General features: G+C 62.6%; 15 protein-coding genes. 6 read left to right on the forward strand and 9 right to left on the reverse strand.

The features are described from left to right. Positions 1 to 11 precede the first annotated feature (11 nt). Positions 12 to 356 carry a YciI family protein gene (locus M1B35_RS08650; protein WP_268261703.1) on the reverse strand — a complete coding sequence of 115 codons (345 nt, stop codon included), beginning with the start codon at positions 354 to 356 and terminating at the stop codon, positions 12 to 14. A 67-nt stretch (positions 357 to 423) separates the two neighbouring features. Then, on the reverse strand, positions 424 to 858 hold the full coding sequence (locus tag M1B35_RS08655) for a YybH family protein (protein WP_123328513.1): 435 nt from the start codon (positions 856 to 858) through the stop codon (positions 424 to 426). A gap of 185 nt (positions 859 to 1043) precedes the next feature. Here M1B35_RS08655 and M1B35_RS08660 point away from each other — a divergent pair, with 185 nt between their 5' ends. Continuing rightward, the gene (locus tag M1B35_RS08660; RefSeq protein ID WP_268261704.1) at positions 1044 to 1529 is read left to right on the forward strand and encodes a GNAT family N-acetyltransferase; all 486 of its coding nucleotides are present in this window, start codon (positions 1044 to 1046) and stop codon (positions 1527 to 1529) included. A gap of 54 nt (positions 1530 to 1583) precedes the next feature. Here M1B35_RS08660 and M1B35_RS08665 read toward each other — a convergent pair whose 3' ends face one another. From M1B35_RS08665 to M1B35_RS08675, 3 genes are all read right to left on the reverse strand, one after another. Next, positions 1584 to 2081 (reverse strand): GNAT family N-acetyltransferase, encoded by a 498-nt coding sequence (locus M1B35_RS08665; RefSeq protein WP_123328515.1) that lies wholly within the window; start codon positions 2079 to 2081, stop codon positions 1584 to 1586. A 111-nt stretch (positions 2082 to 2192) separates the two neighbouring features. Then, the gene (locus M1B35_RS08670) at positions 2193 to 2681 is read right to left on the reverse strand and encodes a GyrI-like domain-containing protein (protein ID WP_268261705.1); all 489 of its coding nucleotides are present in this window, start codon (positions 2679 to 2681) and stop codon (positions 2193 to 2195) included. Positions 2682 to 2749: 68 nt separating this feature from the next. Next, on the reverse strand, positions 2750 to 3412 hold the full coding sequence (locus M1B35_RS08675; RefSeq protein WP_123328517.1) for a LysE family translocator: 663 nt from the start codon (positions 3410 to 3412) through the stop codon (positions 2750 to 2752). 259 nt (positions 3413 to 3671) lie between these two features. Between M1B35_RS08675 and alaC the strand changes: the two genes are divergently transcribed. After that, positions 3672 to 4883: an alanine transaminase gene (alaC, locus tag M1B35_RS08680; RefSeq protein WP_123328518.1), complete on the forward strand. Its 1212-nt coding sequence runs from the start codon at positions 3672 to 3674 to the stop codon at positions 4881 to 4883. A gap of 103 nt (positions 4884 to 4986) precedes the next feature. On the opposite strand, the gene M1B35_RS08685 is transcribed toward alaC, so the two are convergent. Next, positions 4987 to 6339: a GntP family permease gene (locus M1B35_RS08685; RefSeq protein ID WP_123328519.1), complete on the reverse strand. Its 1353-nt coding sequence runs from the start codon at positions 6337 to 6339 to the stop codon at positions 4987 to 4989. Positions 6340 to 6423: 84 nt separating this feature from the next. Then, positions 6424 to 6957, reverse strand: a complete 534-nt coding sequence (locus M1B35_RS08690; RefSeq protein ID WP_123328520.1) for a gluconokinase — start codon at positions 6955 to 6957, stop codon at positions 6424 to 6426. Positions 6958 to 7172: 215 nt separating this feature from the next. Between M1B35_RS08690 and gntR the strand changes: the two genes are divergently transcribed. Further along, the gene (gene gntR, locus M1B35_RS08695) at positions 7173 to 8204 is read left to right on the forward strand and encodes an HTH-type transcriptional regulator GntR (protein WP_268261706.1); all 1032 of its coding nucleotides are present in this window, start codon (positions 7173 to 7175) and stop codon (positions 8202 to 8204) included. 6 nt (positions 8205 to 8210) lie between these two features. On the opposite strand, the gene M1B35_RS08700 is transcribed toward gntR, so the two are convergent. Next, positions 8211 to 8831: a LysE family transporter gene (locus M1B35_RS08700; protein WP_268261707.1), complete on the reverse strand. Its 621-nt coding sequence runs from the start codon at positions 8829 to 8831 to the stop codon at positions 8211 to 8213. Positions 8832 to 8897: 66 nt separating this feature from the next. Between M1B35_RS08700 and M1B35_RS08705 the strand changes: the two genes are divergently transcribed. After that, positions 8898 to 9827 (forward strand): LysR family transcriptional regulator, encoded by a 930-nt coding sequence (locus M1B35_RS08705; RefSeq protein ID WP_268261708.1) that lies wholly within the window; start codon positions 8898 to 8900, stop codon positions 9825 to 9827. 3 nt (positions 9828 to 9830) lie between these two features. Here the strand turns inward: M1B35_RS08705 and M1B35_RS08710 are convergent, their stop codons facing one another. Then, a complete protein-coding gene (locus tag M1B35_RS08710) occupies positions 9831 to 10742 on the reverse strand; it encodes a LysR family transcriptional regulator (protein ID WP_123328524.1) in 912 nt (303 codons plus the stop codon). Positions 10743 to 10874: 132 nt separating this feature from the next. Here M1B35_RS08710 and M1B35_RS08715 point away from each other — a divergent pair, with 132 nt between their 5' ends. Together M1B35_RS08715 and M1B35_RS08720 are read left to right on the forward strand one after the other, a co-directional pair. Next, the gene (locus M1B35_RS08715) at positions 10875 to 11306 is read left to right on the forward strand and encodes a PACE efflux transporter (protein ID WP_123328811.1); all 432 of its coding nucleotides are present in this window, start codon (positions 10875 to 10877) and stop codon (positions 11304 to 11306) included. Between the two features lie 83 nt (positions 11307 to 11389). Continuing rightward, complete coding sequence (locus M1B35_RS08720) at positions 11390 to 12019, forward strand: glutathione S-transferase family protein (RefSeq protein ID WP_123328525.1); 630 nt, start codon at positions 11390 to 11392, stop codon at positions 12017 to 12019. Positions 12020 to 12056 lie beyond the last annotated feature (37 nt).

Consider the following 12056-nt stretch of genomic DNA (forward strand, 5'->3'; position numbering starts at 1 on the left):
TAGGGGTGTTATCAGGGATTCAATTCACGAACGGGGCGGACCTCGACGCTGCCGACCCGGGCCGCCGGAATGTTCCCGGCCACCTGGATGGCAGCGTTCAGGTCACGGGCTTCAATCAGGTAGAAGCCGGCCAATTGCTCCTTGGTTTCGGCGAACGGACCGTCGGTGATCGACAGCTTGCCGCCGCGCATACGCACCGTGGTGGCGGTCTGCACCGACTCCAGGGCCTGGGCCGCAAGCATGCGGCCGCTGCCTTGCACCGCCTCGGCGTAGGCCAGGCATTCGTCATCCTTGGGACTCTCGGGCAAGCTGTGCAGCAACTGCTCGTCGCTGTACACAAGGCAGAGATATTTCATGAGGTTCTCCCGGCAAAGGCTGATCCACTATGGCTGCTGTTTCGGACTTTGGCGAACCACCCGACGATCAGGGTTCGAGGTCGAACAGCACCGTGCCGCTCTGCATATCGAAGGGCGCCGACCAGTGTTCATGCACCACTTTCCACTCGCCTTGCAGGCGCTGGTAACCGGCGGTCACGCGCATCCAGCAGGCCTTGGTTTCACCCTGTTCGTCAGTGCCGCCGCAGCGGGCCAGCCAATGGGCAAAGGCGCTGTCCTCGGCGGACACCACATGCAACTCATGGAACTCGAAGATGCCCGGGCCGGGGCAGACCTTCATGCATTCTTCCCAGTGCGCCCGGTAGGCCGCCTTGCCCTTGAATTGCAAGGCGCCGACGGCGTCGAAAGAGGTGATGTCATCGGCGTAATAGCTGACGATCTGTTCGATATCCTTGGCAATCACCGCGTATTGCCAGGCGTCGATCAAGGTGCGGATCTGCGCGTCTGTGGCATGACTGTGCATGGCGAATCTCCCGACTGAGTGAACGGTAGAAGCTCCAGGCGCGGCCTTTTCGGACAGCACCAGAAACCTCCAGACACCCTTAGTCGTCTGGCGAACCGGCTAATCGACAGGCCACAGAAAAATAATTCAGGCGCCGGGCAAATCGCTAGAATCGCCGCCTACTTTGCCCGGCCATGGAGCCCCTTGTGAGCACTCGACTCGTCGCCTATGAACAGCTCAACGAGCAGCAGCGCGAACAACTGCAGGCCCTGGAAGTGCTGCCACAGCAAAAGGCGTTTTCCGGGGACATCGACTCCGCGCTCTACACCCTGCTGAACGCACGCGGGCCGGGGATCAAGGGCTTTGCCCTGCTGGCCGAGGAATACCCCGTGGCCTTCCTGCTGCTCAGGCGCCCGCCCTGCCTCCCAGCCTGGGCCGACGCCGACAGCGCCACGCTGCACGCCTTGCAGGTGGACCACAGGTTCCAGGGGCGGGGTTACGGCAAGGCCTTCCTGCACGCCCTGCCCGCCGCCGCGCGCCAAACCTGGCCAGAGATCAACAGCCTGATGCTGTCGGTGGATGCCGATAATCAGGCCGCCCTCAACCTCTACCGGCAACAAGGCTGGATCGACAGCGGCGAAGCCTACCGAGGCCGCATCGGTTACGAACGGCGGATGGCGCTGAGGTTCTGAATCAACGACCGGGGCCGGGCTCGCGCGACGGCCAAGCCCCGTCTGGAGCGGGCGTTACAACTGCAGGAGCATCTCGTGCCAGGCCATGCCGCCGTGGTCCGAATCCGAGGCCTTGATGTAGACAAAACCGAAGCCTTGGTAGAGCGGCACGTGGCGCTCCTTGCACATCAGGTGGATGCTCGACTTGCCCATCTCGGTCATGCGTTGGATGAACGCCTGCATCAACTGCTTGGCCACACCGCGCCCCTGGAAGTCCGGGTGCACCACCACGGACATGATCACTACGTTGGGCCCTGCCGGGTCATGGCCGATCAGCTCCTTAAAGGCCTCGTCGGCCATTGCCACCTCGAATGCGGCGCCGGCGTTGATAAAACCGGCCACTACGCCCGATGCCTCTGCAACGATAAAACCCTGGGGCCAGGTGGCGATACGGATCGCGATCTTTTCCCGGGTAGCCGCTTCGTCGCCTTCATAGGCCTGGGTTTCAATGGCAAAGCAACGGTCCAGGTCAGTGGGCTGGACCTGACGGATAACAACGGGGAATGAGGTCATGGCGGACACGGGGCTGCGTAGAAAAAAGGGCCGCAATCATAGAGCAATCGCCCCGCCTTATCGATCACTCAGCCCCTGGCGGACGCCCGCAGGCGCCCGCCAGGGTGGCTATTAGGCAGCGTTGAGGGGCACCCAGATTTCCAGCACGCCCGCCCCGGTGCGCGGATTGAAATCGGCGCTGTAGCGCTCGAATCCCGGTGCATCCGCCGCCGTGCGGCCTGACTGTGGCAGCCAAGTGTTCCAGATGTATTGAAAGGTCTGGGGCAACCCGTGGAGTGGTCCCTGGTGCTCGAACACCGCGTACTGCTGCGGTTGTACCTCGACCCAGCGATAACGCTCCGGCAGGTCATCGAGCTTGCTGATTTCCACCCCAGCGATGTAGTCGAACCCGCCCTGCTGGTCGGTGTTGCAGCAGACGCCGTAGGTCACCTCGCCCACCTGGCTCGGGACCTTGCCGATGTGGGGCACAAAGCGCTCCCAGAGCTCAGGAATCGCCCCGGAAGTGTCCTGGGTAAAACGCTGGCCAAAGCCGGCAACCAATAAAAAACGCTCCTTTTCGAAGCGCGGCTGCAGGGCGACGCCCTGTTTTAGGTCATCCATGAAAACCACTCCTGGCAGTGAAAAACGGGTTCGGCATCCAGTATAGAAGGCAAACCCGAAATCCCCCGTCAAAGCCCTGGCAGTTCGGCCGAGGCGGCCCCCACGATAAATTCCTGGTAACCCGAAAGGATCACGTAGACCGCGAAATAGCAGAAGATCGCCGCCGATGCCAGGTAAGAGTAGCGCAGCAATTTATCCCCCAGAAGCTTGCCGCCCTGGGTCGCAGCCAGGCACAAGCCCATGGTCCAGACCAGCCCGGCGCAGAAGAACCCGGCCAGGAACAAGCCGGAACTGGCCACCCCACCGCCCCCGGATCGGGCAATCAAGGTCCCGCCCACGGCGGCGAACCAGAGGATCGCGGTAGGCGATGACATGGCGAGGAAAATCCCGCGAAAAAACTCTTTGCGTGGCGACCCGTTGTCCACCTCACCGGCCTCGGCCAGCACCGAGCTGTGATGGATGGCGGCGTAGATCATCTTCGCCGCGAAGTACACCAGCAACGCCGAACCGCCGACCCAGAGCACCCAGCGCACGCTTTCGTATTGCAGCAGCACGGTCATGCCGGCCAGGGCCAGCACGGCGTAGATCAGATCGCCGACACAGGTGCCCAGGCCCAGGCAAAAGCCTTGGAAATAGCCACGCTGCATGGCCAGGGTGATCATCGCGATATTGGCCACGCCGATGTCCAGGCACAACGAAAGGCTCAGCAAAAAGCCGCTGGTAAACTCCATGATTGATCCTGTTTGATGCGGTTGTTCGAGAGTGCCCCGTCATGGAGCGCTGCTGAGTCAGGCAAGAAGCGTGCACGTTATAGCGGCAAAACCGGCGCACTCGCAAATACCCGGGAAAACGCCCGGCCCGCCCCTGAACTATTTTTTCTCGCCCTCTGGACAAGCGCCGGCCAGCGCCCTTATCTTCAGCGCCGCAGGCCACCGCAGTGGCCAACGTCGCTCGGACGGTTCCGGGCGCTTACGTACTCTCGAGGCAACAATGGCCGAACAAGGTTCGCCGCGCCGCTTTGCGCGCATCGATCGACTCCCCCCTTACGTGTTCAATATCACTGCCGAGCTGAAGATGGCTGCGCGTCGGCGCGGCGAAGACATCATCGACTTGAGCATGGGTAACCCGGACGGCGCCACACCTCCCCATATCGTGGAGAAAATGGTCACCGTCGCTCAGCGTGAAGACACCCACGGCTACTCCACCTCCAAAGGCATTCCGCGTCTGCGCCGCGCTATTTCCCGTTGGTACAAGGACCGCTACGAGGTCGACATCGACCCGGAAAGCGAAGCCATCGTCACCATCGGCTCCAAGGAAGGCCTGGCGCATTTGATGCTGGCGACCCTGGACCAGGGCGATACCGTGCTGGTGCCCAACCCCAGCTACCCGATTCACATCTACGGTGCGGTGATTGCCGGCGCCCAGGTGCGCTCGGTGCCACTGGTGCCCGGTGTGGACTTCTTCGCCGAGCTGGAGCGGGCCATTCGCGGCTCGATCCCCAAGCCGAAGATGATGATCCTCGGCTTCCCGTCCAACCCCACCGCCCAATGCGTGGAGCTGGACTTCTTCGAACGGGTGATTGCCCTGGCCAAGCAGTACGACGTGCTGGTGGTCCACGACCTGGCCTACGCCGACATCGTCTACGACGGCTGGAAAGCCCCGTCGATCATGCAGGTGCCCGGGGCCAAGGACATCGCGGTGGAGTTCTTCACCCTGTCCAAGAGCTACAACATGGCCGGCTGGCGCATCGGCTTCATGGTCGGCAACCCGGAGCTGGTCAACGCCCTGGCGCGGATCAAGAGCTACCACGACTACGGCACCTTCACCCCGCTGCAGGTAGCCGCCATCGCCGCACTTGAAGGCGACCAACAGTGCGTCAAGGACATTGCCGAGCAATACCGCCAGCGCCGCAATGTGCTGGTCAAGGGCTTGCACGAGCTGGGCTGGATGGTCGAGAACCCGAAAGCCTCGATGTACGTCTGGGCCAAGATTCCCGAGGCCTACGCGCACCTGGGCTCCCTGGAGTTCGCCAAGAAGCTGCTGGCCGAAGCCAAGGTCTGCGTCTCGCCAGGGGTGGGTTTCGGTGAGTACGGCGACGATCATGTGCGCTTTGCGCTGATCGAGAACCAGGACCGGATTCGTCAGGCCGTCCGCGGTATTCGCGGCATGTTCCGCGCCGATGGCCTGGTGCAGAAAAGCTGATAACCCTTCAGCCACAAAAAAACCGCAGCGATGCGGTTTTTTTGTGCCCCTGTTTCACCAACTGGCCCCCACTTTGTAGGAGCCGGCTTGCCGGCGAAGCCGTTTAAACCACCAACGACAACAGCAGGATAAAGATCAGGCCCACCACCGACAGGATGGTTTCCATCGCTGTCCAGGTCTTGAAGGTCTCGGCCACGGTCATGTTGAAGTACTGCTTCACCAGCCAGAACCCGGCGTCGTTGACGTGGGACAAGATCAACGAGCCGGCGCCGGTGGCCAGCACCAGCAGCTCACGGTTGACCCCGGGGATCATCCCCACCACCGGCACCACGATGCCCGCGCCCGTGATGGTCGCCACGGTGGCCGAACCGGTGGCGATGCGAATCACCGCCGCCACCAGCCACGCCAGGAGGATCGGCGAAATTTGCGCGTTGACCGCCATATGACCGATCACGTCACCCACGCCGCTGGTCACCAGCATCTGCTTGAAGCCACCGCCAGCACCGATGATCAGGATGATCGCCGCCGTCGGCGCCAGGCTGGCGTCGAGCAAGCCGAGAATCTGCTTGGAGCCGATGCCCTGCTTGTAGCCGAAGGTGTAGAGCGACAGCAGCAAAGCCAGCAGCAAGGCACTGATCGGGTGGCCGATCATGTCCATCCAGATGCGGAAGAAATGCCCGTCCGGCAGCGCCACGTCGGCGAACGTCTTGAGCAGCATCAGGAACACCGGCAGCAACACCGTCAGCAAGGTCACGCTGAAGCTCGGCAGGTTCTGCGAGGTATTTTCACGCGCCAACTGGTCGACCAGCTCCTGGGACGGGTTGCCCGGGATGTACTTGGAGATGAAGGTGCCGTAGATCGGACCGGCAATGATCGCCGTCGGCAACGCCACAATCAGACCGTACAGAATGGTCTTGCCGATATCGGCACCAAACACGCCGATGGCCAGCAACGGACCCGGGTGCGGAGGCACCAGGCCGTGAACCGCCGACAGGCCGGCGAGCAACGGGATACCGATCTTGATCAGCGACACGCCGGTACGCCGTGCAACGATGAACACCAGCGGGATCAGCAGGACAAAGCCGATTTCGAAGAACAGCGGAATGCCCACCAGGAAGGCGGCGAACATCATTGCCCACTGCACCCGCTCCTTGCCGAAGGCACGGATCAGGGTCTGGGCAATCTGATCCGCCCCGCCCGACTCGGCCATCATTTTCCCGAGCATGGTGCCCAGGGCCAGGATGATGCCGACAAAACCGAGCACGCCGCCAAAGCCGTCCTGGAACGCCTTGATGATCTTGTCCACCGGCATGCCCGACGTCAGGCCGAGGAAACCCGCGGCGATGGTCAGGGCAATAAAGGGGTGCAGCTTGAAACGGGTGATCAGCACGATCAGCCCGATGATGGTGACCACTGCATCCACCAGCAGATAGGTCTCTTGGGACATGCCAAACATGGGGTTTGCCTCCGGTTTGTTGTTTTTATTAAAGCGTTAAAAACGTGAGCCGATTGGGATAGCGCTACCTTTTCGAACCAGCACTTAACGTGATGGTTCCAGGCCGTGTTCCAGCCACCAGGCATGGGCCCGCTCAGCCAGGCTGGCGACGCTCAGGGTGCTGGCATCCAGGGCCAGGGTGCGCGGTTCGCCAACGGGGGATTCAAGGGTCGCGAATTGACTGTCGATCAAGGTCGACGGCATGAAATGCCCGGGCCTGTGGGCCACGCGGTCAGCCGCCACTTCAGGGGTCAATTCGAGGAAGACAAAGCCCAGGCCCGGCGTGGCGCTGCGCAAGCGCTCGCGGTACTGGTGCTTGAGCGCCGAACAGGTCAACACCGGACGCTGGCCGGCGGCCAGGGCGCGACGCAGTTCATCGCACAGGCTGTCGAGCCAGCCGGCGCGGTCGTCGTCGTTCAAGGGAATACCGGCACTCATCTTGGCGATATTGGCGGCAGGGTGGAACGTATCGCCTTCAATGGCAGTGGCGCCGCTGCGCTGGCACAGGGCTTCGCTGACGCTGGACTTGCCGCAACCGGCAACGCCCATGATGACCAGGGCCGTGATGGATTGACTCATGTAACACCTCAGCGCGCAGACAGCGCTACCTTCGCTCTGTGAAAGCCTAGTGCAAAAATAGTTTCTGCCGACGCCTTCTTGTCATTTTTGTGGGTTGCCGCGTATATAGGCCCCGAAACCAAAGAGCGCAGATCAGGCAGACCGCGCTCACGCATTGCAGCTGTTTTGAGACAGCGCTACCTTAGTGACTTGAATTTTGTTTGGCAAGCCGTCTGATGACCACCCACAAAAACGATAAAAACACGCGCACCACTGGCCGCCCCACCCTCAATGAGGTGGCGCGCCTGGCAGGCGTGAGTCCGATCACCGCGTCCCGAGCCCTGCGCGGTATCAGCAGCGTGGCCACCGAACTGGTGGAAAAGGTCCAGCAGGCCGCCCGCGAGCTCAACTACGTGGTCAACCCCGCGGCCCGCGCCCTGGCCTCGGCCCAGAGCCAATCGGTGGTGGTGCTGGTGCCGTCGCTGTCCAACCTGCTGTTTATCGAAACCCTGGAAGCCATCCATCAGGTGCTGCGTCCCAAGGGCTTCGAAGTGCTGATCGGCAACTATCACTATTCCCGTGATGAAGAAGAAAACCTGCTGCGCAACTACATGGCCTATCAGCCGCGGGGTTTGCTGCTGACCGGTTTCGATCGCACCGAAAGCGCCCGGCGGATGATCGAGACCAGCAACATCCCCTGCGTGTACATGATGGAACTGGACGCCGGCGCGGGCCTGAACTGCGTCGGTTTCTCCCAACTGAGCGCCGGCGAAACCGCCGCCCGGCACCTGATCTCCCGCGGGCGCAAGCACCTGGCCTACATCGGCGCCCAACTGGACCAGCGCACCCTGCTGCGTGGCGAAGGCTTCCGCCGAACCCTGCAACAGGCGGGGCTCTACAACCCCGACCTCGAAGTGCTGACCCCACGCCCGTCGTCCGTGGGCCTGGGCGGCGAGCTGTTCCTGCAATTGCTGCACAGCCAGCCCCTGGTCGACGCGATCTTCTTCGGCAACGACGACCTGGCACACGGCGCCCTGCTGGAAGCCATGCGCAGCGGTATCAAGATCCCCGAACAGGTGGCGGTGCTGGGCTTCAACGACCTGCCCTCCTCGGCCCACATGGTGCCGCGCCTGAGCAGCATCAGCACCCCGCGCGAAGCCATTGGCCGCCGCGCCGCGGAACAGATGCTGACCCTGATGGCCGGCAATGCCGTGGCCGAGCCAGTGGTAGACATGGGCTTTGAGCTGAAGGTGCGGGAGAGCACCTGAGCCGCCTCAGGGCTTCAGGCTCAAGGCACTGAGCAACAACCCAAAACCCACCAGAGCGGCCCCGAACAACTGATCGATACGGCGCTTGTACGCCACCAACTGGCTGGCGATCGCCGGTGTCGAAAAAAACAGCGCCACCAAGCCGAACCACAGCACGTGGGCCAAGACGATGATCGCCCCATAGCCAACCTGCACCGGCCATGCCGTGCCTGGCTCGATCACCTGCATAAACAGGCTGAGGACAAAAATCATGGTCTTGGGATTCAGCGCGTTGGTCAGGACGCCGCTGCGCAAGGCCGCCCAGGACGACATCTCGGTCGCGGCCTTCGCCACCTCCGCCCCGCCTTGCGCCGGACAGCGCAACAGCTTGACCCCCAGGTAGATCAGGTACATGGCCCCGGCGATCTTCAGCCCGGTGAACCACAGCAGCGATTGCTGCAGCAGCACACCCACACCCAACAGGCTGTAGCCGATATGCACCATGACTCCGAGCCCGATCCCCAGGGCTGTGAGCACCCCATGGCGGCGCGAAAGCATCAGGCTGTTGCGCGTGACCAGGGCAAAATCGGCCCCGGGGCTGAGTACCGCGAGGACGGTGATGGTGATTACGGCTAACAGTTCGGTCACGTTGCATGCGCCTTGGTTATAGAATCAGGCGCTACTGTATGGGGATCGGCATGGGGACAGCCAACGATGAAAACTGACACTCTTGGTGATAAAAACTCACAGATATTGCGACGACGCCTGCCGCCCCTCAGTGCCTTGCGCTGCTTCGAAGCGGCGGCGCGCCTGGAAAGCTTTACCCAGGCCGGCGCCGCCCTGCACCTGACCCACGGCGCCATCAGCCGCGCCGTGCGCGCGTTGGAGGAAGACCTGGGCACCGCTCTGTTCGAACGCCGCAGTCACCGGGTATTTCTGACCCCGGCCGGTGCCGACTTGCTGCACAGCGTGACCCAGGCCCTGGACCTGATCGAAAGCACCGCCAGCCGCCTGCGGGCACCCAGCCCCGAGGCGCCGCTGGTGCTGTCCTGCGAACCCACCCTGCTGATGCGCTGGCTGATCCCGCGCATGGCGGATTTCCATGCCTGCCACCCAGGGCTGTCGATCCAACTGGTGGCGGGCGGCGGGCCCTTCTCGTTCAATGCCGGGATCGACCTGGCGATCCGCCGCAACGACTTTGCCTGGAGCAGCGACACCCAGGCGCATTGGCTGTTCGACGAAGCCATAGGCCCGGTGTGCCGACCGCAGCAGCAGGCTCAATGGGCGCCGCTGGAACAGGGCCAGCGACAATTGGCCAGCCAGGCACCGCGCCTGCACAGCGCCACGCGCCGGCAGGCCTGGGAGCAGTGGTTCCAGATCCAACAACGACCTTGCAGCCCGGTGCAACAGGAACAGGTTTTCGAACACTTCTACTTCAGCCTGCAAGCTGCGGTGGCGGGATTGGGGCTGGCCATCGCGCCCTGGCAACTGGTGCGGGACGATCTGGCCAGCGGGCTGTTGTGCGCGCCTTTCGATTTCGTCGCTGACGGCAGTGCCTACTACCTGCTGTCGCCCCAAGCGATCAGCAATGACTCGGCAGCCGGGCAACTACTGCTCTGGTTACGCAAGCAGGCCCTGGCCTAAGCCCTATAACGCGGGTGGCGCACCCAGTGCCGGGTCCTCGCCACTGAGTAACTGCACCAACGCCAAGGCGCCCTTCTGCAACGGCTGGTTCTTCAGCCACACCGCATGCACCGGCAACTGCAGGCCGTTCTCGATGTTCTTGAAGTGCAGCCGTTGCAGGCGCCCGGCGTCCAGCCACGGCTGGATCACCGACAAGGGGAAATTGCCCCAGCCAATCCCCGCTTCCACCATGTGCACCGCCATGGCCAGGCTGTCGGTGCGCCACAGCGACTCGCCCACCAGGGGCCGGGTATCGCTGATGGGCAGGTCGCGGCTGGCCACCACCACCTGGCGAACCCGGATCAACTCCTCCAGGAACAGCGAACCATCGCTGGCCAGAAACACCGGATGCCGGGGCGAGAGGCAGGCAATCACCCGCTCGCTGCCGATGTACTGGAAGTACTCCAAGGCATTCACGCTCAGGCCGGCAAAGGCCACGGCCACGCTGACCCGACCACTGTGCAGCAGTTGCAGCACATCATCCTGGGGGGCGCTGAGCACCTCCACGTCGAGCAACGGATAACGCTCGGCAATCAACTTGATGGCCGCCAGTACCCGTTGTTTGTCGATGTCATCCACCACAGCGATCGACAGCTTGCTTTCCAGCCCCAGGGACAGCTCGATGGCATGCACTTGAAGCTGCTTGAGTTGGTCGGCGATCAACCGCGCATGGGGCGCCAGGGCCAGCGCCAGCGCCGTGGGCACCGGCTCGCGATGGCTGCGATCGAACAGCGCATAGCCCAATTCCGCCTCCAGGTTGGCGATACCCATGCTCACCGCCGAAGGCACCTTGCCCAAGGAGCGGGCGGCGGCGGAAAAGGAGCCGCGCTCAAGCACGGCAAGGAATAACTGAATGCTGTCACTGGAAAAATTCATGGGAACAACTTATCAGCAAAACTGAAAGCTACCGACTTTTTCTGTCAGCCGAAGTGAAGCTATCTTCTGCGCCCCGCGCCAGTCTCGATGCTAATCGAACTGGCCAGCCGTATTCGCAAAGAGGAAGCAGGCATGCAAGGCGTAAAGCGCAAACTGGTGTACGTATCGTTGTTCGAGGTCTTCGGCATGACCTTCTCGGCCCTGGGCCTGGCCCTGCTTTCGGGCACCTCCCCCAGCAGCACCGGCCCCTTGGCCGTGGCCATCACCAGCATCGCGGTGACCTGGAACTTCATCTACACCACCTTGTTCGAGCGCTGGGAAAGCCGCCAGGTCTCGCGCACCCGCACGGTCAAGCGGCGCATCGCCCATGCCGTGGGCTTCCAGTTGACGCTGATCGTGTTCCTGATTCCGCTGATTGCCTGGTGGATGGAAATCAGCCTGCTGCAAGCCTTTCTCCTCGACCTGGCACTGATCCTGTTCATCCCCTGCTACACCTTCGCCTTCAATTGGCTGTTCGACCGGGTCTTCGGCCTTCCGGCTTCGGCACTGCCGGACCCGGCCTGAAGAAAGTGGGCAAAACCCCCATCGCCGAAGCGCAACCACGCTGTTAGATTCTCCAGGCCCTCCAATACCGCCAAGGATGCGTCATGGAACATCTCAAGGTTCTCGGTAAAGCGTCATCGATCAACGTCAGGAAAGTTCTGTGGACCTGTGAGGAACTGGGGCTTGCCTACCAACGCGAAGACTGGGGCAGCGGTTTCCAGTCCACCCAGGCCGCGGCCTTTCTCGAACTCAACCCCAATGCCCAGGTGCCGGTGCTGATTGACGAAGCCGGCGTGCTGTGGGAATCCAACAGCATCTGCCGCTACCTGGCCAACAAGACCCCGGGCCAGCGCCTGTTGCCGCAAGCACCACGGGCCAGGGCCCTGGTGGAACAGTGGATGGATTGGCAGGCCACGGAGCTCAATCCGTCCTGGAGCTACGCCTTTGTCGCTCTGGTGCGGCAAAACCCGGAGTTTCAGGACCCCCAACGCATTGCCGCCGGCCTTCAGGGCTGGAACAGCAAGATGGCGATCCTGGAACAGCAGTTGAGCCGCAGCGGCGCCTTCGTGCTCGGCGAGGAACTGACCCTGGCCGACATCGTGCTCGGGCTGTCGGTGCATCGTTGGCAGATGACGCCCATGGAGCGCCCGGATTACCCGGCCGTTGCCGCCTACTACCAGCGCCTCAGCGAACGCCCAGGCTTTGTTCTGCATGGGTGCAACGGCATTCCTTGAGCCCCTGCCCCCCATAGCGCTTGCCTGAAAGCGGCAA

Origin of the sequence: Pseudomonas morbosilactucae, from assembly GCF_023241665.1 — a bacterium.
GTDB lineage: Bacteria > Pseudomonadota > Gammaproteobacteria > Pseudomonadales > Pseudomonadaceae > Aquipseudomonas > Aquipseudomonas morbosilactucae.

Coding starts and splice junctions, on each gene's coding strand:
- M1B35_RS08675 (WP_123328517.1), bottom strand. CDS start 3,412: ATGGAGTTTACCAGCGGCTTTTTGCTGAGCCTTTCGTTGTGCCTGGAC.
- M1B35_RS08665 (WP_123328515.1), bottom strand. CDS start 2,081: ATGACCTCATTCCCCGTTGTTATCCGTCAGGTCCAGCCCACTGACCTG.
- M1B35_RS08720 (WP_123328525.1), top strand. CDS start 11,390: ATGGAACATCTCAAGGTTCTCGGTAAAGCGTCATCGATCAACGTCAGG.
- M1B35_RS08715 (WP_123328811.1), top strand. CDS start 10,875: ATGCAAGGCGTAAAGCGCAAACTGGTGTACGTATCGTTGTTCGAGGTC.
- M1B35_RS08655 (WP_123328513.1), bottom strand. CDS start 858: ATGCACAGTCATGCCACAGACGCGCAGATCCGCACCTTGATCGACGCC.
- alaC (WP_123328518.1), top strand. CDS start 3,672: ATGGCCGAACAAGGTTCGCCGCGCCGCTTTGCGCGCATCGATCGACTC.
- gntR (WP_268261706.1), top strand. CDS start 7,173: ATGACCACCCACAAAAACGATAAAAACACGCGCACCACTGGCCGCCCC.
- M1B35_RS08710 (WP_123328524.1), bottom strand. CDS start 10,742: ATGAATTTTTCCAGTGACAGCATTCAGTTATTCCTTGCCGTGCTTGAG.
- M1B35_RS08670 (WP_268261705.1), bottom strand. CDS start 2,681: ATGGATGACCTAAAACAGGGCGTCGCCCTGCAGCCGCGCTTCGAAAAG.
- M1B35_RS08705 (WP_268261708.1), top strand. CDS start 8,898: ATGAAAACTGACACTCTTGGTGATAAAAACTCACAGATATTGCGACGA.
- M1B35_RS08690 (WP_123328520.1), bottom strand. CDS start 6,957: ATGAGTCAATCCATCACGGCCCTGGTCATCATGGGCGTTGCCGGTTGC.
- M1B35_RS08650 (WP_268261703.1), bottom strand. CDS start 356: ATGAAATATCTCTGCCTTGTGTACAGCGACGAGCAGTTGCTGCACAGC.
- M1B35_RS08685 (WP_123328519.1), bottom strand. CDS start 6,339: ATGTTTGGCATGTCCCAAGAGACCTATCTGCTGGTGGATGCAGTGGTC.